Source organism: Psychromonas sp. (assembly GCF_983033635.1).
Genome location: NZ_CEZLMY010000029.1, coordinates 1 through 19,873, shown reverse-complemented (window position 1 = coordinate 19,873; position 19,873 = coordinate 1). Strand labels below are relative to the sequence as shown.

General features: G+C 38.8%; 15 protein-coding genes. All 15 read left to right on the top strand.

The window, feature by feature from the left end; all coding sequences use genetic code 11:
* Positions 1 to 80: 80 nt before the first annotated feature.
* The 15 genes from AC4GME_RS06250 to AC4GME_RS06180 all read left to right on the top strand — a co-directional run bounded on the left by AC4GME_RS06250 (position 81) and on the right by AC4GME_RS06180 (position 19,738).
* A complete protein-coding gene (locus AC4GME_RS06250; RefSeq protein ID WP_490379140.1) occupies positions 81 to 1,445 on the top strand; it encodes a hypothetical protein in 1,365 nt (454 codons plus the stop codon).
* A 160-nt stretch (positions 1,446 to 1,605) separates the two neighbouring features.
* Complete coding sequence (rpmE, locus tag AC4GME_RS06245) at positions 1,606 to 1,818, top strand: 50S ribosomal protein L31 (RefSeq protein ID WP_490378753.1); 213 nt, start codon at positions 1,606 to 1,608, stop codon at positions 1,816 to 1,818.
* Between the two features lie 528 nt (positions 1,819 to 2,346).
* On the top strand, positions 2,347 to 2,826 hold the full coding sequence (locus AC4GME_RS06240; RefSeq protein ID WP_490379139.1) for a thermonuclease family protein: 480 nt from the start codon (positions 2,347 to 2,349) through the stop codon (positions 2,824 to 2,826).
* A 350-nt stretch (positions 2,827 to 3,176) separates the two neighbouring features.
* Positions 3,177 to 4,418 (top strand): malic enzyme-like NAD(P)-binding protein, encoded by a 1,242-nt coding sequence (locus AC4GME_RS06235; protein ID WP_490376643.1) that lies wholly within the window; start codon positions 3,177 to 3,179, stop codon positions 4,416 to 4,418.
* Between the two features lie 225 nt (positions 4,419 to 4,643).
* Entirely contained in the window at positions 4,644 to 9,203 is a 4,560-nt protein-coding gene (locus tag AC4GME_RS06230; protein WP_490376644.1) for an ATP-binding protein, read from the top strand.
* A 238-nt stretch (positions 9,204 to 9,441) separates the two neighbouring features.
* Positions 9,442 to 10,203 (top strand): class I SAM-dependent methyltransferase, encoded by a 762-nt coding sequence (locus tag AC4GME_RS06225; protein ID WP_490376645.1) that lies wholly within the window; start codon positions 9,442 to 9,444, stop codon positions 10,201 to 10,203.
* A 192-nt stretch (positions 10,204 to 10,395) separates the two neighbouring features.
* Entirely contained in the window at positions 10,396 to 11,304 is a 909-nt protein-coding gene (cysD, locus tag AC4GME_RS06220; RefSeq protein ID WP_490376646.1) for a sulfate adenylyltransferase subunit CysD, read from the top strand.
* A gap of 48 nt (positions 11,305 to 11,352) precedes the next feature.
* Positions 11,353 to 12,789 carry a sulfate adenylyltransferase subunit CysN gene (gene cysN / locus AC4GME_RS06215; RefSeq protein ID WP_490376647.1) on the top strand — a complete coding sequence of 479 codons (1,437 nt, stop codon included), beginning with the start codon at positions 11,353 to 11,355 and terminating at the stop codon, positions 12,787 to 12,789.
* 10 nt (positions 12,790 to 12,799) lie between these two features.
* On the top strand, positions 12,800 to 14,524 hold the full coding sequence (locus AC4GME_RS06210; protein ID WP_490376648.1) for an SLC13 family permease: 1,725 nt from the start codon (positions 12,800 to 12,802) through the stop codon (positions 14,522 to 14,524).
* Positions 14,525 to 14,563: 39 nt separating this feature from the next.
* Positions 14,564 to 15,184: an adenylyl-sulfate kinase gene (cysC, locus tag AC4GME_RS06205; RefSeq protein WP_490376649.1), complete on the top strand. Its 621-nt coding sequence runs from the start codon at positions 14,564 to 14,566 to the stop codon at positions 15,182 to 15,184.
* Positions 15,177 to 15,959, top strand: a complete 783-nt coding sequence (gene cysQ / locus AC4GME_RS06200) for a 3'(2'),5'-bisphosphate nucleotidase CysQ (RefSeq protein WP_490376650.1) — start codon at positions 15,177 to 15,179, stop codon at positions 15,957 to 15,959. The genes cysC and cysQ overlap by 8 nt, the downstream gene beginning before the upstream one ends.
* Before the next feature lie 18 nt (positions 15,960 to 15,977).
* Positions 15,978 to 16,319 carry a hypothetical protein gene (locus AC4GME_RS06195; RefSeq protein WP_490379138.1) on the top strand — a complete coding sequence of 114 codons (342 nt, stop codon included), beginning with the start codon at positions 15,978 to 15,980 and terminating at the stop codon, positions 16,317 to 16,319.
* Between the two features lie 77 nt (positions 16,320 to 16,396).
* Positions 16,397 to 17,314, top strand: coding sequence for a manganese-dependent inorganic pyrophosphatase (locus AC4GME_RS06190; protein ID WP_490376652.1), 918 nt, complete (start codon positions 16,397 to 16,399; stop codon positions 17,312 to 17,314).
* A 454-nt stretch (positions 17,315 to 17,768) separates the two neighbouring features.
* On the top strand, positions 17,769 to 19,115 hold the full coding sequence (gene mpl, locus AC4GME_RS06185) for a UDP-N-acetylmuramate:L-alanyl-gamma-D-glutamyl-meso-diaminopimelate ligase (RefSeq protein ID WP_490376653.1): 1,347 nt from the start codon (positions 17,769 to 17,771) through the stop codon (positions 19,113 to 19,115).
* Positions 19,116 to 19,117: 2 nt separating this feature from the next.
* Entirely contained in the window at positions 19,118 to 19,738 is a 621-nt protein-coding gene (locus AC4GME_RS06180; protein WP_490376654.1) for a UbiX family flavin prenyltransferase, read from the top strand.
* Positions 19,739 to 19,873 lie beyond the last annotated feature (135 nt).

Here is a 19,873-nt window from a genome sequence, read left to right as displayed (position 1 = left end):
ACTATGATCGCCTTTATTGTTGTTAACAAAATGTGTTGTTTTGTTTGTTTGTTTGTTTGTGCGGTGCTATTTAGGGAAAAATGATGATTAAATTCAAAAATGATTTTAATTGCTGCAAAACAGTTGGTTGCAAGAGCTTTGGGGTGGCTAATAGTCCCGACTATATTTACAAAAGTCGACGATTAGGCTACTTGTCAATAGAGTGCAGAGCGTGTGGCAGCAACCCTCCCTGGATAAATAATCTTTTAGTTAATAATGTGTTAAAAGAAAAATTTGAATATCAATTTGGCCGGAAATTAACAGGGTGCCCTAAATGTTATAAATATTTTTTTATCACTGAAAGAACTGATTCAAAGCTGAATGGTTTTACATCAGCAGGGACGCAAAGAAAGAAATGCAGTCAATGTCATTCTATTTTTACGCTGCAAAATTTTAAAAATATTAATGCCCTTAAATTAGTTCTTTCTACTATTGTTTCTCACAAAGATATGAGAGAGTCGATTAAAAGCACCGGACTTTCAGCAAGGTTATATTATTTTTACCTAAATAAACTTGCTCTTATTCTTTCTAATTTCAGTCGTCTGAATGAAGAAAATGTAATGGAAAGAAAATATTTAGCCATGCATACACAAGGCAAGGTGCTTCATCTTGATCATAACCGAGGTTTATATATTTTAATTACAGCAGAAGTTGATAGTGGATATATACTTCTGCAAAACAATAACTTAACCAGTCAGGACTTGAATAATAAGGATATTTATTGCTCACTGGAAAATACAGTAATAGCGGTGCCAAACGTTGATAATATTGAAAATGCGTTAATTAACAGGTATCAGCAAAATATGAAAAGGAAACATTTTGAACAGTTGTTGGTCGGTGAGTTAAAGCCGATAACAAAATGTAATTTAATATATCCTGATAAATTGGCTTATATACACTTTCAGCTATTAAATGCTTTTACAGGAAAAGCGGATAAATATGCTCATTATATAGAGCATGAAAGTAGCCTTAGAGCAGCTACATTAATGGCATCTTATGCAGATATAAAAAAGTCTAATGCTGAAATATACTATTTTTTCCCTTTCACTAAAGTAAGTGAAAAACTACAAGGGAAAGATATTGGCTGGTGGAAAGATAAATGGTTCAGTAATGAGCAGGGCGCTTATTCTCCGATTACTTATAAAGTAAAAAATAGAGCTGCCGATGTTAAGTTACCCGAAAGTGATAGTGTTGATCTGTTTTATTCATATCTAAATCAGCATATGAATAAAGGCGTAAATAGTATTAATGTTATTGATAATCTATCAGAAATCCACCGTGTTATTTTTAACTATTGTGATTTAAAAAATAAAACGACAAGAGCCAACTCTTTCGGAGTGACAGATAAAATTTATACCTCAGAATCGTTATTAGATGATGCGCTAAAAATGATAATGGCAGGGTAAATAAATGCTTGTAAAAAACAGTGTTTTTATATTGTATTTTTATTGTTCATTCCTATATAATTTGCCTCCTGAAATTTTATGATAAATACGCGTGGTACTTTGTTGAGTAAAATAATTTATTCAAACAGAGCAGCGACGCGGCCCAATAGAGGTTTTCCAAATGAAAAATGCTATTCATCCTGAATACAAAGAGATCACAGCGACTTGTTCATGTGGTAATGTAGTTAAAGTTGGCTCAACAGCTGGCAAAGACCTAACACTAGATATTTGTGGCGCATGTCACCCATTCTACACTGGTACTCAACGTGTTGTTGATACTGGCGGTCGTATCGACAAATTCAAAAAACGTTTCGGTTCTCTTTCTTCTAAATAAGCTTTGGCTATTTAATAGAAACAACGAAACGATTTTAAAAGGTGCCTATTGGCGCCTTTTTTTGTTTCTGGTGTTATTTGTAATAGGAAATGGTGCTCAACGTGTTGCTGATACTGGCGGTCGTATCGAAGCTGTTATTCATACAGATAAGCAAAAAACGTTGCGGTTCTCTTTCTTGTAAATAAGCTTTATTGCTTTAACAGAAAGACCAAAACGATTTTAAAAGGTGCCTATTGGCGCCTTTTTTTGTTTCTGGGGCGCAGGGTTTAGCCCGCATGTTTTGTTTTGGCGTTTGGCAATGTGGGATTTACAATACATAACACTGGTATTCAACGTGTTGCTGATACTGGCGGTCGTATCGAAGCTGTTATTCATACAGATAAGCAAAAAACGTTGCGGTTCTCTTTCTTGTAAATAAGCTTTATTGCTTTAACAGAAAGACCAAAACGATTTTAAAAGGTGCCTATTGGCGCCTTTTTTTGTTTTTAGCCTACAGTAACAGCATTCACCTCAATTTTGGAATTGACAGTGCGTTTATTATTTATCCTCTTTGCCGTTTTTTTTCCTTGTGCATTATCCGCTTCTTGCCCTAATGAGGGTTGGGAAGAAACGGTCACTTTAAAGCAGATTAACGATGGTGATACTGTCACTTTAGAAAATGGACGATTAGTGCGCTTTATTGGTATTAATACCCCTGAAATTAACCATCGTAATAAAAGTAAATCGGAGCCTTATGCACTGCAGGCAAAAGCACTACTAGAAAGATATATACAAGCTGGTGATAAACTGCATTTGCTTTTTGATAAAAGTAAGCATGATAAATACGGGCGATTACTGGCCTATGTTTACAGTAAAACAGGGCGTAATTTAGCTTTGTTACAATTGCAGTCCGGGTATGCAAAACATTGGGTTGTCGGTAAAAATGATCGTTTTTGGCGCTGTTTTCAAAAAGCAGAAAGGCGAGCCAGGTTGCGTAAAAAGGCGTTTGGTCCGATTTTAAACCTTTAAGTGCAGCTCGGCTAACTAAAGCTGATAAAGGTTATCAATACATTAGCGGTATAATCAGTGAAGTAACTGAAAATAAAAATCGATTGCAATTTTTTTTAGACAAAAACTTAAAGGTTGTGATTAGTCCGTCTAAGTTGAAGATATTTAAAGCCAACCATATTGATTTTTTATTGCACGATAAATTATTATTAACGGGTAAATTAATCTTCGCTGCCGGTAAGCCCAAATTAACTCTCTATCATCCCGCGCAAATATCACCTTGAATTCAATTAAAACTGTAAATCTGTTCAAAATTTGACTATTATCACGTTTTGTTTTTTTAGTGCTCTTTATAACAATGGAATTCATAAATGTCAGATTTACGCCAACAAGCGCTTGATTATCACGCCTTCCCGAAACCAGGTAAAATAAGTGTTGAAATTACAACTTCAGCGGAAACCGCAGATGATTTATCACTGGCTTATAGCCCCGGTGTTGCTGAACCTGTGCGTGAAATAGCAGCTAACCCTGATGATGTTTATAAATACACTGCAAAAGGTAACCTGGTTGCTGTTATTACAAATGGTACTGCAATTTTAGGTTTAGGCAATTTAGGCCCGTTGGCTTCAAAACCGGTAATGGAAGGTAAAGCGCTGTTATTCAAACGTTTTGCTAATCTGGATGCAATTGATATTGAAGTTAAGCATCGCACCCCGGAAGAGTTTGTTAACACGGTTGCGAATATTGCAGATACCTTTGGCGGTATTAATCTTGAAGATATTAAAGCTCCAGAGTGTTTTGAAATTGAAAAAGCGTTAAAACAACGCTGCAGTATTCCTGTGTTCCATGATGATCAGCACGGTACAGCGATTGTTACTGCGGCAGGTATGATTAATGCCCTTGATATTCAAGGCAAGAAAATTGAAGAAGCTAAAATTGTCTGTATGGGGGCGGGTGCGGCTGCCATTGCCTGTATGGAACTGCTGATTAAGTGTGGTGCGTTACGTGAAAAAATCTACATGTTAGATCGCAAAGGTGTTATCCATACTCGTCGTGATGATATCAATGAGTATAAAAAGCGTTTTGCAAATAATACGGATCAACGTACCTTGCAGGATGTGATTACTGGTGCAGATGTATTTGTTGGCGTTTCCGGCCCAGATGTTTTAGCGGCAGATGATGTGAAGTTAATGGCAGCAAATCCAATTATTTTTGCATGCTCTAATCCCGATCCTGAAATTAAACCTGAAATAGCACTGGCTGCCCGTGACGATCTGATTATTGCCACCGGACGTAGTGATTATCCTAATCAGGTAAATAACGTGCTTTGCTTCCCGTTTATTTTCCGTGGCGCATTAGATGCGCGTGCAACAGAAATTAATGATGCAATGAAAGTGGCTGCTGTTCATGCTATTCGTGAAATTGCTAGACTGCCCGTACCTGAGTCAGTGCTTAGAGCCAGTGGCGCTGAATCTTTAACATTTGGTAAAGGTTATATTATCCCTAAACCAATGGATCCGCGTTTATTGAAAAAAGTTGCGGGTGCTGTTGCGCGTGCTGCTGTTGAAACAGGGGTTGCTCAAGTAGAGCTACCGGAAAACTATATGAATTAGTCGCTACTTTAATTATTAATCATAGCTCTGCTATTTTGTTTCTTTATTTGGACTTAATCGCAGAGGTAGCTTAAGATTTAAGCAGTTTATTGCTTGAACCTCACATAAATACAATTTATTACCTTATGATTTCACAGCTTCTTATAATCAATAGTGGAATCATAAGTTAATAAGTTGTAAATTACGTCGTTTATTTTTTCTATCACTTTTTTGTAAGGGTATTGTATGCCAGGGAAACCTTCTTCTCAGTTTGAAGCGAATCATATTGCTGATCCATTATTTCTTCATGCTGAGCATATCGCAAAAGACTTCTCACTATTTCCAGATAATTCATTACCATCAAATACAGATCGTTTAGAAGGATTGATTGAGCGTAAACGCATTCAATCAAATCTAGCTACGATTCAAAAGTTAGATGTCGACGCATATATTGCGCGAACAGTACAACCAGCTGAAGATAACAAGCGCCCAGGTGCGAAAGATATTGTCTCTGGTTTTAACGGCAAAATTGTTACAGAGCAGTTAAATGGTGCATTTTATAGTGCAGAAATGGAGCTGGATTTTGGCGGTTATACTCGTCGAATCGGTATCATTGCGCAGGAGCGCAGCTCAAACAATGGCGCATGGATGCCGGAGCATCATTTAGCCGCTAGTAAAGCTATCCGTAAATTTGCTGATTTATCACTTCCTATTGTGTATTTAATTGATACTCCAGGAGCTGATGCCGGCGAAGAAGCAAATAGCCAAAACCAAGCTCATAGTATTTCACAGATGATCACCGAAAGTGCCAATGTAGATGTACCTACAGTGGGTATTGTTGTTGGTGTTGGTTATTCTGGTGGTGCTATTCCACTCGCAACGGCAAATATTTTACTTTCTGTTCGTGACGGTATCTTTAATACTATCCAGCCTAAAGGTCTGCAAAGTATTGCGCGTAAATATAACTTGTCTTGGCAGGAATGTGCGCAGTCTGTGGGTGTATCTCCAGAAGAGTTATACGAAACAGGTTGTATTGACGGTATTGTTGATTACTCTCCAGTAGATCAAGATGAACGCCAGCATAATCTGCAAAAAGCAGTTATCTCAAGTATTTTATCAATTGAGTCAACTTCAGTTGAATTTGTGCGTAAATACCCAGATATTTTGGAACATTACAATCGCAGTTTAACGCGTTATCTAGAGCCTTCAAGCAAGTTGCTAGCGGTTGAAAATGCATCGGAAAATGCGCACCTTTTAGCGAAGAATCCTACCGTGCATAATAATGCATTTGGTACAACCTATCGTTACATGCGTTACCTTACTTTGCGTTCGCGTATTAAGGCGATTCACAAAGGTGAGTATGGTCGTTTATCAAAACTAACTACTCCTGAAGGCGATCTTAAAGCGCGTGTTGAAGCCGATCGCAAACAAGTATTTGTAAGCTGGTTGAATAACCCTGATAAACTGATTTATGACGATACGCTTAATAAAAACTGGAAATTATTCTTAGCAAAACGTGAAGACAAAGGCGTTGAGCGTAATATGTTTACTAAGTTGATCTTAGGAGAGCCGCTCGAAAATTATGATAATGCCAGAAGTGCGTTACTGATTAATTTAACCTGGTCTTTGTATAATCGTTGGAAAAGCAGTGCTGAAAATAACTTCCGTGCATTAATTGCTCATCTTGAAGATGAAGTGAATGTACCGGTTACTGATTCCTGGCCAGAACTGAGTGATTTAACAACGATTGATGTTGTAGCCCATAAAGAAACACGCGAGTGCTTTATTGTGCACTGTCGCCATATGCTGGTATTTAATGCCTTATATGACAATACCATGGGTAATCTTGCTTCTATCGCTAAAGAAGCGATGGCAACTAAAGAGTTGTCACGAGATTCTGTTTCTTCATTGGTACGTAGCTCATTAAAAGGGGCTTTAAGCAAAGTAAGTGATGATGATTACGAACAATTAAAAGCGACCTTTAATGCCTGGTTACGTTACTTTACTGATCAAAGTGAACGTGGTGAAATTTTAGCAAAAGTTGAAGAGTGGAAGAGTATTGGCGCACCACAAATGAACTCAAGTTTATTTGTTATTCTGACTTACCTGTTTGAAAAAATATTACCTTCATATTACAACAGCCATGAAGATGCTTCAGAATATAACGGTGCAATTAACCCTGTTCGTATCGGTCGTCGTAAAGATTTCTGGAACCGTTTAACAATGGGTTACCAAGATCTGTTAATTCAGGCTGTATTACGCGCAGAAAAGAACAAAAAGAATAACTCTTACCAAGCCATTTTAGATAAATTCTTTACTGACTTTAAAGAGTCAAAAGCAGACTTGATGACAGCTAACTTACTTGAGTTCCCTGGTTTCCGTTTATCTGTTGAAGATGCACTTGATAAAAAGATCAAACCTTGTGGCTTAGTCACAGGTGTTGGTGATTTTAAATTAGAAAGCGGTGAGATGCAGCGTGTTGGTGTGGCTGTTTCTAACTTATCATTCCAAGCAGGCGCCTTTGATATGGCAAGTGCAGAGAAATTCTGTGCCTTGTTAGTGAAATGTGCTGAACAACATTTACCTGTTGTGGCATTTGTCAGCTCGGGTGGTATGCAAACCAAAGAGGGGGCTGCTGCTCTATTCTCAATGGCGGTGGTTAATGATCGTATTACACGTTTCATTCGTGATAACGACCTGCCTGTTATTATGTTTGGTTACGGCGATTGTACTGGTGGTGCACAAGCGAGTTTTGTAACTCATCCAATGGTGCAAACTTATTACTTATCGGGTACAAATATGCCGTTTGCCGGGCAAATGGTTGTACCTGCATATTTACCGTCAACTTCAACATTATCAAATTATCTGTCTCGCGTGTCTGGAGCAATGGATGGTTTAGTGATTAACCCGTTTTCAGATGATCTTAACGATAAATTACGCGAAATTGATGAAAACATGCCGATGCCGGTAATTACTATTGAAGAGACAATTCAACGTGCACTAACAGGTTTTGTACCTGTTTGTGATATTAACAAAGATGCTTTCTCGAAAGCGGATCCGCGTGAATTGATGACACCAGTGAAAAAAGTGTTAGTCCATGCTCGAGGTTGTACTGCGGTTAAATTAATCCGTAAAGCACAAGATAACAATATTAATGTTGTACTGGTTGCATCTGATCCGGATATGACATCAGTACCTGCAGATATGCTTGGCGAAGGCGATAAACTGGTTTGTTTAGGTGGTAATACATCAGATGAAAGTTACCTAAATGCCGGCTCTGTATTAAAAGTTGCAGAATATGAAGAAGTTGATGCGCTCCATCCTGGTATCGGTTTCTTATCTGAAAGCCCGCACTTTGCCGATCTTTGTGTTAGTCACAATATCAATTTTGTCGGTCCAAGTATGACTAGCATGCTAACCATGGGTAATAAATCTAACGCAATTAAAACCGCACAAGATAATGGTGTTCCTGTTGTACCCGGTAGTCATGGTATTTTGACTGGTGCAGAACAAGCGCTTGATATTGCTAATGGTATGGGTTACCCGGTACTGCTTAAAGCGGTAAACGGCGGTGGTGGTAAAGGTATCTTGGTTATTGAAAAAGCTGAAGATATGTTTGCCGGCTTTAGCCAGGTTTCAGCTGAAGCGCGTAGTGCCTTTGGTAATGGTGATCTATATCTGGAGAAATACATCACTTCATTACGTCATATCGAAGTGCAGCTATTACGTGATAAACACTGTAATACCAAAGTGCTAGGTATTCGCGACTGTTCTGTACAACGTAACAACCAAAAAGTGGTTGAAGAGTCAGAGTCAACTATGCTGCCTGCTAAGTTGGAAGCGTTGGCATTGCAACACACAGCAGCACTCGCTGATGCGGTTGATTATATGGGCGCGGGTACGGTTGAGTTTATTTATGACCTGGATGAAGATGCTATTTACTTCATGGAGATGAATACGCGTTTACAGGTAGAGCATCCTGTTACTGAAGCAACATCATGTATTGATATTGTTAGTGCGCAATATGATATTGCATCAGGTAAGAGCATTGCTGATCTGAAACCTCAGAAAAAAGGTTATGCAATTGAAGTGCGTGTAACTGCAGAGAAAGCTGCAATTGATAATAATGGCATTATGCAGTTAGTACCTCATCCGGGTAAAGTGCTTGAATGTGTTATTCCACAGCAAGACGATGTTGAAGTGATGTCGATGATTGCTGAGGGTAAAGAGGTTTCTCCTTATTACGACAGCCTAGTGGCACAGTTTATCTGTCATGGTAAAGATCGTAATGATACCGTTAAAAAGTTACTGAAATTCTTGGATAATGTGGTTATTAAGGGAATCGCAACAAATATTCCTTTGTTACAACGAATCTTAAAAGATGAGACCTTCTTAAATGGCGTTTACGATACAACTTATCTGCCGAAATTCATGGCTGAACTTGATCAGCAAGTGATGATTGATGAGATGGAAGCATCCGCTTCATTAGGTAGCAGTGAAGTATCAATTCAAGTTGACGGTAGTAATGAGCTGAAAGTTATTGCCCAAAGTGCGGGTATTTTCTACCGGGCTTCTTCGCCTGCAGAGCCTGATTTTGTCCATGAAGGAGATATTGTTACTATCGATCAAACAGTGGGTTTGATGGAAGCGATGAAAATGTTCTCGCCTGTGACATTAGCAAGCTTTAACCGTCAGGATGCGGTTTTATATGATGCTGATACTAAATTCCGTGTTGAGCGAATTATCAACGCGAACGGTCAACAAGTATCTAGCGGTGATCTGTTATATATCGTAACCCCCTTATAAAGATCAGCTTGTCACGAAAAAGCCAGTCAATTGACTGGCTTTTTTATTTGTAAATAAATAATACTAAATCCGATAATTTACTATTCATTTATGCTTGTTAAAATGAATGCTAGCTTCGTAATTGATTTTGCAATTAGAACAACTATTTATTGCAATCAATGCCTTGCTTCACCCATTTTTCCTACGCCTAAATAGATCATCTAATTAACGGAATTGGTATAACAGAGAATGCACTGTAATGGATATTCCTTTAATTTGTAATGAGAGTGTTTTGCGCGATAAAGCTAAAATATTGCGTGAAAAGTGGGGCTTTTTAAGCACTCACAGTGATAACTTTCAATTACACCTTTTACCCGAATATTTAGCGCTTGAGCAAGTCGATGATCCCAAACAGGGATTGGTATTTGTTGATTTTGCTTCCGGTGCGGTCGCGCATAGGCGTAAATTTGGTGGCGGTAAAGGGCAGGCGATTGCTAAAGCGATCGGTTTAAAAGCGGGTGTTCACCTTGATGTTATTGATGCTACTGCCGGGCTGGGACGTGATTCATTTGTATTAGCGTCATTAGGTTGTAATGTCACTATGGTTGAGCGTTCCCCTGTGGCAGCTGCTCTGCTTGAAGATGGTTTAGAGCGTGCATACTTGGATTTTGAAATCGGAGAGTGGATGCAGCAACGCATGCAACTGCATTTTGGATCCGGTTATGAATATCTTAAAGATCATCAAACGGATGTCGTGTACCTTGATCCTATGTTTCCGCATAAAAAGAAATCGGCATTAGTTAAAAAAGAGATGCGTGTTTTCCAAGGTGTTGTTGGCGCTGATTTAGATGCCGATGATTTATTGGAAGTCGCATTAAATGCAGCGCGTTATCGTGTGGTGGTTAAACGGCCTGATTATGCGCCGTTTTTAAATGGTAAAAAACCGAGTATGAGTATTAAAACCAAGAAAAATCGTTTTGATGTTTATGTCAAGCAGGCCATGCCACAAAATAAAAGCTAAATTTTCCAATAAATGAGTTTTGAACCCCTTTCAAAACTCATCAATTTGCTTGCCTAGCCCCCGTAGTGCATCAATGTTATCTTTTTGTTATTCCTTTTCTTTATAAAAAATCTCTTTTAAGTATTTCTATTGTGATAACCAGACCTCTATAGTTTTCCCATTGATAAAGCAGATTGCTTAATGGAGAAAAAAATGAGCTCAGAAAGGTTAACTCACCTACAACAGTTAGAAGCTGAAAGTATTCATATCATCCGCGAAGTTGCGGCCGAATTTGATAACCCGGTAATGATGTACTCAGTAGGTAAAGACTCTGCTGTGATGTTACACCTTGCGCGTAAAGCTTTTTACCCCGGTAAAATTCCTTTTCCATTAATGCATGTTGATACTGACTGGAAATTCAAAGAGATGATTGCATTTCGTGATTATATGGCTGAAAAATACGGTTTTGAGCTACTGGTGCATAAAAATCCAGATGGGTTGGCAATGAATATCAATCCGTTTGTACACGGCAGTTCAACACATACCGACATTATGAAAACCCAAGGTTTAAAACAAGCATTAGATAAATGGAAATTTGATGCGGCCTTTGGTGGTGCTCGTCGTGACGAAGAGAAATCTCGTGCTAAAGAGCGTGTTTATTCATTCCGCGATAAAAATCACCGTTGGGAACCGAAAAGTCAACGTCCAGAGTTATGGAATACTTACAACGGTCAAGTAAATCAAGGTGAAAGCATCCGTGTTTTCCCGCTTTCAAACTGGACTGAACTGGATATCTGGCAGTACATCTACCAAGAAAGTATTGAAATCGTACCCCTTTATTTTGCAAAAGAGCGCCCAGTTGTTGAACGTGATGGGGTGAAAATCATGGTTGATGATGATCGTTTTGAATTGCAGGAGGGCGAAGAGATTAAGCAGGAGAAGGTTCGTTTTAGAACATTAGGCTGTTATCCGTTAACGGGTGCAATCAACTCTGATGCTGAAACATTACCGGAAATTATTGAGGAGATGTTGATTGCTACAACCAGTGAACGCGAAGGGCGATTAATCGATTCGGATCAGGCCGCTTCCATGGAGCTTAAAAAACGTGAAGGCTATTTCTAGGCACGTATTTAGGTTAAGTGAACACTCTTATTTTTTAAGGTAGATAAAATGAATTCAAGTATTGCATCAGAACTAAAAGAGAAAGGTATAGAAAACTACCTTTCAGAGCAGCAACATAAAAGCTTATTGCGTTTATTAACTTGCGGAAGTGTGGATGATGGTAAAAGTACATTAATCGGCCGTTTATTACATGATTCTCACCAGATTTATGAAGACCAATTAGCAACGCTACATTCTGACAGCCAAAAAGTCGGCACGACAGGTAATCAAATTGATTTAGCACTGTTAGTGGATGGCCTGGCCGCTGAGCGTGAACAGGGCATTACCATTGATGTTGCCTACCGTTATTTCTCAACGGAAAAACGTAAGTTTATTATTGCAGATACACCAGGGCATGAGCAATACACTCGCAATATGGCAACGGGAGCATCAACTTGTCAGTTAGCCGTTATCTTAATCGATGCGCGTTACGGTGTATTAACACAAACCAAACGCCATAGCTTCATTGCTTCGTTATTAGGTATTAAGCACTTTGTTGTTGCAGTAAATAAAATGGATTTGGTTGATTTCTCGCAAGCGCGTTATGAAGAGATAAAAGCAAGCTATCTGGAATTCGCACAAGGTCTGGAAAATGGCGCGAATGATCGCTTAATCGACTTTGTTCCTTTATCTGCCTTGAACGGTGACAATGTGGTCAACGAAAGTGCTGCCACACCTTGGTACACAGGGGGGGCGCTATTATCAATATTAGAAAATGCACCCATCAAAGCTACTAACCGTAAAAAAGCATTTCGTTTACCAGTGCAGTATGTAAATCGTCCAAACTTAGATTTTCGTGGATTTAGCGGCACAATTGCAGCCGGCACAGTCAAAGTGGGTGATTCCGTTACCTCATTACCATCAGGCAAAAGCTCAACGGTTAAATCATTAGTCACCTTTGATGGTGAACTAGAAAGCGCATTTGCTGATCAGGCGATTACCTTGACCTTAAATGATGAGATTGATGTCAGCCGTGGTGATGTTTTAGTCGCGTCAGATCAACTTGCTAACTTAAGCAATCGTTTTAAAGCAAACATTGTCTGGATGAGTGAAGATGCTTTAAAGCCAGGTCAGCAATACGATATTAAAGTTGCTACAAAAAAGACTACAGGTTCAATTGAAGCAATTGATTTTAAAGTGGATGTTAATACCTTAGAAAAATCATCTGCGGATTCTATTGGATTAAATGAAATAGCTTCTTGTGAAGTGCAGTTAACAGAGAAAGTCGTCTTTGATCTATACCAGGATGTAGTTTCAACGGGCAGCTTTATCATTATTGACCGCATCACTAACGTGACGATTGGCGCCGGTATGATTACTGACAGTTTGGCTGAAATTGAAGTTAAACATCAATACAGTGAATTTGAGTTAGCCTTTAATCAGCTTGTTCGTCAGCACTTCCCACATTGGCAAGCGCTTGATCTTAACCAGTTAGCTAAGAAATAGGCGAAGAATCATGACATCGGTTCAGGGATTCGTTTTAACAATTTTACTTGCTTTAGTGGTGCTGTTAATCACCACTAAAATAAAGCCGGCACTACTTTTTGTTGGTGCGTTGTTAATCTGTTATCTCGGTGGTTTAATAGAAGTTCCTGAATTGATGAGCAATTTTGCCAATGAATCATTGTTAATCTTAGTCCTTTTAATGATGATCTCCGGTGCTTTAGAAAAAACACGCTTAATTGCACTAATTAGTCACTCTTTTTCTAAAGGCAGTTATAGCCAGGTTATTTTAAAACTTAGTTTATCAACGGCTTTTCTCTCTTCCTTTATGAACAATACTGCCGTGGTTGCATCGCTTATTAGTGCTGTAAAGCGCAATAATCAACATGCACCATCTAAACTGTTGATCCCGCTTTCATATGCTGCAATTTGTGGTGGAACATTAACGCTGGTAGGCACCTCAACCAATCTGATTGTAAACAGTTTCGTCGTGGAGAAAGGGCTACCCAGCCTTGGTTTCTTTGAGTTTTCGTTAGTTGGATTGGCAGGTCTTGCAGTTGGAGTAGTTGTTTTACTTACTTTTAGCCATCTATTACCGGATCGTTTGCATAATAATAACGATCAGGCCAGTTATTTTTTAGAAGCAAAAGTAAATACTGTTTCTCCTTTGATAGGGCGTAGTGTTGCTGATAATAATCTGCGTAATTTACAACAGTTGTATTTAGCTGAAATAGTGCGTAAAGGTGAAAAGATATGCCCTGTTTCACCCGATGAGATTATCCAAGAAAAAGACCGCTTACTGTTTTGTGGTGATGTTGATAGCGTGGGGGTGTTACAAGATATACAGGGCTTAGAGCTATTTGCTGAGCACCAATTAACCGGGCAAAATTTAGTGGAAGTGATTGTTAGCCCGTCAGCAAGTATTACCGGGAAAACACTTAAAGAATGTCACTTTCGTGAAAATTTTGATGCTGTTGTGGTGGCGATTCGTCGAGGCCATACACCCCTTGAAGGTGGGCTTGGTAAAGTTGAATTGCGCGAAGGTGATACTTTATTACTCGCGCCCGGTAAAACTTTTGAGCAGAATAAAAATCTAACACGAAATTTTGTATTGATAAGTGGTGTAGATGCCAGTACTCGACTTGATATTAAGCGCAGTTGTGGTGTTATATTCGGATTTTTGGCCGTTGTATTATTATCTGTTTTTAATCTAGTGCCACTGTTTAAAGGATTATTAGTTTTACTGGTCGTCTCTTTATTAATGGGGGCATTAAGCTGGAATGAGGTACGTCGCCGTTTTCCGTTAGAAATTTGGGCGATTGTTGGTGCGGCGCTTTCATTAGCACATCTTATGACCAGTACGGGGCTCGCCGATACGCTTGGGCGTTTTTTACAGTTACACTTAAATGGATTTGGTGTGTTAGGGGCCTTTATTGCAATCTACCTGGTGACGCTGATCTTAACTGAGTTAATAACCAATAATGCAGCTGCCGCGTTAGCATTTCCAATTGCATACAGTTTGGCTGTTGCTTATGACGTCAGTGTTATGCCATTTATTATGGCGGTGATTTTTGGCTCTAGTGCCAGCTTTATCTCTCCATATGGTTACCAAACAAATTTAATGGTTTACAGTGCAGGTGATTATGAGTTTAAAGATTACCTAAAGATGGGCATCCCAATGTCTATTCTGTATTCCGCGGTTGTATTGTTTACTATTCCGCAACTGTTTCCTTTTTAGTTTTTAGTTTTTGAAATTTAATAATTTAAGAGTATTTCTATGTCAGCTAATAGTCCAATTATAACAAACAACGAACATATTGTTTGGCACCAGCATGCAGTTGACAAAAGTCAGCGCAGTGAACAGAAAAAACAGAAACCTTGTGTATTGTGGTTCACAGGTTTAAGTGGTTCTGGTAAATCAACAGTTGCCGGTGCTGTCGAGCAGGCACTATTTGAGATCGGTTCGCATACCTATCTGCTCGATGGTGACAATGTGCGTATGGGCTTATGTAAAGGCTTAACCTTCAGTGATGATGATCGTAAAGAAAATATTCGCCGCATTGGAGAAGTTGCTAAATTAATGGCTGATGCAGGTTTGATTGTTTTAACTGCATTTATCTCCCCACACCGTGAAGATCGTGAGCAAGTACGTTTGTTATTACCGGAAACTGAATTTATCGAAGTATTTGTGGATACGCCACTGGCGATTTGTGAAAAACGCGATCCAAAAGGTTTATACAAAAAGGCGCGAGCTGGTGAAATCAAAAACTTTACTGGTATTGATAGTGTTTATGAAGTGCCTGAGTCTGCTGAAATTCGTGTCGAAAATGGCGAACAACCTTTATCAGAAGCTGTCGATATCATTGTTAATTACTTAAGAGAGAATGGTTATGTCTAAAACAGAGATTATTGCTTTTGATGAACAGTCTGTGGTTGAGGGAATTTGTAAAATTGCGCGCATTGCCGGTGAGAAAATTTTACAGATTTATCAGCGTGACTTTGACGTGCAGATTAAATCTGATTCATCACCATTAACCGAAGCTGATTTGGCCGCCCATCAAATTATCGCAGCTGGTTTAGCTGAACTAACCCCTGAAATACCGGTCTTATCCGAAGAAGATGCCAATATCGACTGGTCGGTGCGTCAAACTTGGCGTCAGTTTTGGTTAGTGGATCCGCTTGATGGTACCAAAGAATTTATCAATAAAAATGGTGAGTTCACGGTTAATATTGCCTTGATTGAAGAGGGTAAACCGGTTTTAGCTGTTGTCTACGCACCGGTATTAGATAAGTTATATTTTACTGATAAACAATATTCTTATTTAACCACGGCTGAAAAAGCCAATGTTCGTCTGCAAGTGGTAAAACCTGGAGAAACTTTAAAAGTCGTTGGCAGTCGTTCACATCCAAGTTCAGATCTGGCTAGTTACCTTGAAAAATTAGGTGATTATGAGATGGTCTCGGTTGGTAGTTCATTAAAGTTCTGTTTAATAGCCGAAGGTTTGGCTGATATATATCCGCGTTTAGGTCCAACTATGGAGTGGGATACGGGAGCGGGTCATTGTGTTGCTGAAAAAGCAGGAGCAATTGTTTGTAAATTAGATGGTCAAGCTTTACGCTATAATCAACAGGAGAGTTTATTGAACCCCTATTTTGAGGTAAAAGCTCTCTAATATTTTGGAGAGAGTTTTATGTTACTGCGGATATTAATCAGCCTATCAATTGTGTTATCTTTTTCTGCGGGTGCGGGAAAGGTAACTATCGAAAAAAGCGACTCAGTTATTCGTAATGATCTGTTTGATCAAAAACGCGAAAGGGCAGAGGAATACAAACGTCGAGAAGATGAACGTAATCACGCCAATCAAGCATGGTCATACCGTTTATCTCCAGGATGCGGTTTATTAAGAAATCACTACCTGATATATACCTGTGCTGATGGACGCTATTATAAAGGTTACGAAACGCTTGATAGAATGCAATATCGTCAGCTTTCTGACCAAGAAGTAACAAAACTAGCCGACAAAAGCGAATAATTTCTTTTTACACTTAATTATTTTAATTAAATCGGTTATTCTGCCTGCAATTAATCAACAGCAAATTGGAAATAAAAATGATTGTACTAGGACACCAAAACCCAGATTGTGACAGCGTATGTTCGGCTATTGCTCTTGCAAGTTTATTCAATAAACTAGGTAAAGAAGCAACTCCAGCACTACAAGGTGAGCCAAACCCAGAAGCTATGTACCTGCTTGAACAAGCTGGTTTTCCTGAGCCGGAAATTCGTACATCAGTTGCCGGTGAAGAGATTTTCATTGTTGATTACTCTGACTGGAATCAAGGTACTGCTGATATGAAACAAGCAAAAATCCGCGGTATTGTCGACCATCATAAACTAGGTGATATCACCACATCTGAACCACTTGAATGTTGGATTTGGCCTGTAGGCTGTAGCGCAACGATTGTTTACAACATGTATAAATTCCACAATCAAGCACCTGATGCTGCTATTGCAAAACTAATGATGGGCGCAATCATTTCTGATACGGTTAACTTCCAAGGTCCAACAACAACGGACATTGATAAAGTGGCTGTTAAAGAACTAGCCGAAATCGCCGGCGTCACAGATATAAAAGCATTCGCAAACGCACAGTTTGATGCAAAATCAGATATCAAACATGTACCTGCTGCTGAGTTAATCCTACGTGATCAAAAAGTATTTGAGATGGCGGGTGAGAAATTAGCAATTGGTCAGTTAGAGTTAACCTCATTAGAAACGGCATTTGAGAAAAAGACAGATATGTTAGCGGAAATGGGCCAATTACAAGCTGAAAACGATTACCACTCAACAATTGTATTATTAACTGATATCAATAAATTGGATACAACTGCATTAATCGTAAGTAAAGATGCAGAGAAAGTGGCAGCTGCATTAAATAGCACTGTGGTTGAGCATGCATTTGAATTACCAGGTGTTGTTAGCCGTAAGAAACAAATTATTCCGTTCCTGCAGGAAGCATTTGAAGCATAATAGCTTAAACATCTGCTTAATTATTAACAAAAGGCGAGCTCCATAAAGGGGCTCGCCTTTTTTATTGGTGATAATTTAATAATCAGGTATATACCCAAACTACCTGAAGATGCAGATTCAGAGGAACTCTCGGATGTCTGATCCAGGCACAACATGAAGACCTTTCGAGCGATTAACTTCGTTAATCCTCTATCGGTAGGTGTAAATGCAAGCATTTAACACCTTGAATGGTTATTCCCTTTTCAAATGTTGTAACGCAGAGCTGACTTTTGAGTGTTCCTCCTAAAGGGCAAGGTGGGAGGAAACCCTCTTCAGCGTTATGAAGTATTGATTTAGAATGACTAGATCTTCAACTTCATGCATTGAATAGGGTCACCTCCCGACTTGCTGATTCTTGCATCTTCAGGTAGCTTGGGTATTACTTTACTTTCTATTATTCTGTTTTGAGGTTTTTATGCATATTCATATTCTCGGCATCTGTGGCACCTTTATGGGGGGCGTCGCTATTCTCGCCAAGTCTCTGGGTTATAAAGTTACCGGAAGTGATAAAAATGTTTATCCTCCGATGAGTACACAATTATGCGATCAGGGCATCGAACTGATACAAGGTTTTGATCCAAGCCAGTTAGATTCAAAACCCGATCTTGTGGTGATAGGCAATGCAATGAGCCGAGGTAACCCTTGCGTAGAAGCTGTTTTAGATAAACAAATACCTTACATTTCCGGTCCACAATGGTTATTAGAGCATATATTAAAAGATCGCTGGGTTTTAGCGGTTGCCGGCACACATGGTAAAACATCAACAGCAAGTATGCTGGCTTGGATTCTAGAATACGCGAATATGAAGCCTGGTTTTTTAATTGGTGGTGTTCCTGAAAATTTTGGTTTGTCAGCAAGATTAGGTGAAACGCCATTTTTTGTTATCGAAGCAGATGAATACGATAGTGCTTTTTTTGATAAGCGTTCTAAGTTCGTGCATTACCATCCGCGAACTTTAGTACTTAACAACCTCGAGTTTGATCACGCTGATATTTTTGAAGATCTTAATGCGATTAAAAAGCAGTTCCATCACCTGGTAAGAACAGTTCCAGCAACAGGTCGGATAATTATTCCCAATAAGGATGAAGCGTTAATGGCTGTTAAGCATATGGGCTGTTGGAGTGAAGTTGAATACCTTGGTGAAAACTGGTCTTGTCAGAAAGTAAAAGAAGACGGAACTTTGTTTGAAGTGTTTTTGAATCAAGAAAAACAGGGACAAGTAAACTGGTCATTAATGGGCGATCATAATGTGGATAATGCGCTTGCTGCAATTGCGGCCGCTCGACATGTCGGAGTTACGCCTGAAATATCAATTGAAGCATTAGCCGAATTTAAAAGTATTAAGCGCCGTATGGAAGTTAAAGGGAAAATTAATAATATTACGGTTTATGATGACTTTGCCCATCATCCGACAGCAATTAGAACAACATTAGCGGGTTTACGCGCCAAAGTTGGTAATGAAAAAATAATCGCAGTATTAGAGCCTAGATCAAACACTATGAAGTTAGGTATCCATAAAGAAGCATTAGTTAATTCATTAACGGCAGCGGATAGCGTCTATTGTTTTGAAACTGAAGATCTTAACTGGTCTATGCAGGAGCTATTTGATGAGCAAGCTAAAACGGTTGATATCTCGAATGATATTGATAACTTATGTAATAAATTAGTGGCTGAAGCACAACCCAATGATCATATTTTAATAATGAGTAATGGCGGTTTTGGTAATATTCATCAAAAACTATTAGAGCGACTGCAGGGCTAGTTATGAATAAAAGCAAAGAGTATAAAGATAAAATCACTTTAGCAGTAACTGGTGCTTCAGGCAGTGGTTATTTCTTACGATTACTGAAATCATTAGTTGATGCCGAGATACAAATATACTTATTGCTTTCAGATGCTGCCAAAATCGTTTTAAAAACAGAAGAGAATGAAGACTGGCCTGAAGATGTAAATGATTTAAATACTTATTTACAAAACAAGTATCAAAGCAAAGAACAGCAAATAATTGCACTGACTGCTAAAGATTGGTTTTCACCTGTTGCTTCTGGTTCATCTGCACCGGATAAAATGATTATTTGCCCATGTAGTTGTGGCACATTAGCCTCAATTGCACAGGGGGTATCAAATAACTTAATTGAAAGATCGGCTGATGTGATTTTAAAAGAACGTGGGCAATTAATCATAATGCCAAGGGAAACTCCCTTTTCAACTATTCATTTACGAAACATGCTGACCCTGTCCGAGCTTGGCGTAACAGTTATGCCTTTAGCGCCAGGTTTTTATCATCAGCCAAAAACAATTGAAGATTTACAAGATTTTATGGTTGCAAGAGTATTAGATCACTTAAAGATCCCGCATAAGATAGGTAAACGTTGGTGTGAATAGGTAATAAAAATCACAAAGCTCTAATAATTGTTTACTTTGTAAACGTAAATATAAAGGTTTTAATAAACTGCAACTTTATTTAAAAAAACACTTGCCAATGTGATCGCTATCTCTATAATGCGACCCCACAGACAC

Bases quoted from the DNA above. Each gene is read 5' to 3' on its own strand.
- AC4GME_RS06250 (WP_490379140.1), top strand. From the start codon at position 81: ATGATGATTAAATTCAAAAATGATTTTAATTGCTGCAAAACAGTTGGT.
- rpmE (WP_490378753.1), top strand. From the start codon at position 1,606: ATGAAAAATGCTATTCATCCTGAATACAAAGAGATCACAGCGACTTGT.
- AC4GME_RS06235 (WP_490376643.1), top strand. From the start codon at position 3,177: ATGTCAGATTTACGCCAACAAGCGCTTGATTATCACGCCTTCCCGAAA.
- AC4GME_RS06230 (WP_490376644.1), top strand. From the start codon at position 4,644: ATGCCAGGGAAACCTTCTTCTCAGTTTGAAGCGAATCATATTGCTGAT.
- AC4GME_RS06225 (WP_490376645.1), top strand. From the start codon at position 9,442: ATGGATATTCCTTTAATTTGTAATGAGAGTGTTTTGCGCGATAAAGCT.
- cysD (WP_490376646.1), top strand. From the start codon at position 10,396: ATGAGCTCAGAAAGGTTAACTCACCTACAACAGTTAGAAGCTGAAAGT.
- cysN (WP_490376647.1), top strand. From the start codon at position 11,353: ATGAATTCAAGTATTGCATCAGAACTAAAAGAGAAAGGTATAGAAAAC.
- AC4GME_RS06210 (WP_490376648.1), top strand. From the start codon at position 12,800: ATGACATCGGTTCAGGGATTCGTTTTAACAATTTTACTTGCTTTAGTG.
- cysC (WP_490376649.1), top strand. From the start codon at position 14,564: ATGTCAGCTAATAGTCCAATTATAACAAACAACGAACATATTGTTTGG.
- cysQ (WP_490376650.1), top strand. From the start codon at position 15,177: ATGTCTAAAACAGAGATTATTGCTTTTGATGAACAGTCTGTGGTTGAG.
- AC4GME_RS06195 (WP_490379138.1), top strand. From the start codon at position 15,978: ATGTTACTGCGGATATTAATCAGCCTATCAATTGTGTTATCTTTTTCT.
- AC4GME_RS06190 (WP_490376652.1), top strand. From the start codon at position 16,397: ATGATTGTACTAGGACACCAAAACCCAGATTGTGACAGCGTATGTTCG.
- mpl (WP_490376653.1), top strand. From the start codon at position 17,769: ATGCATATTCATATTCTCGGCATCTGTGGCACCTTTATGGGGGGCGTC.
- AC4GME_RS06180 (WP_490376654.1), top strand. From the start codon at position 19,118: ATGAATAAAAGCAAAGAGTATAAAGATAAAATCACTTTAGCAGTAACT.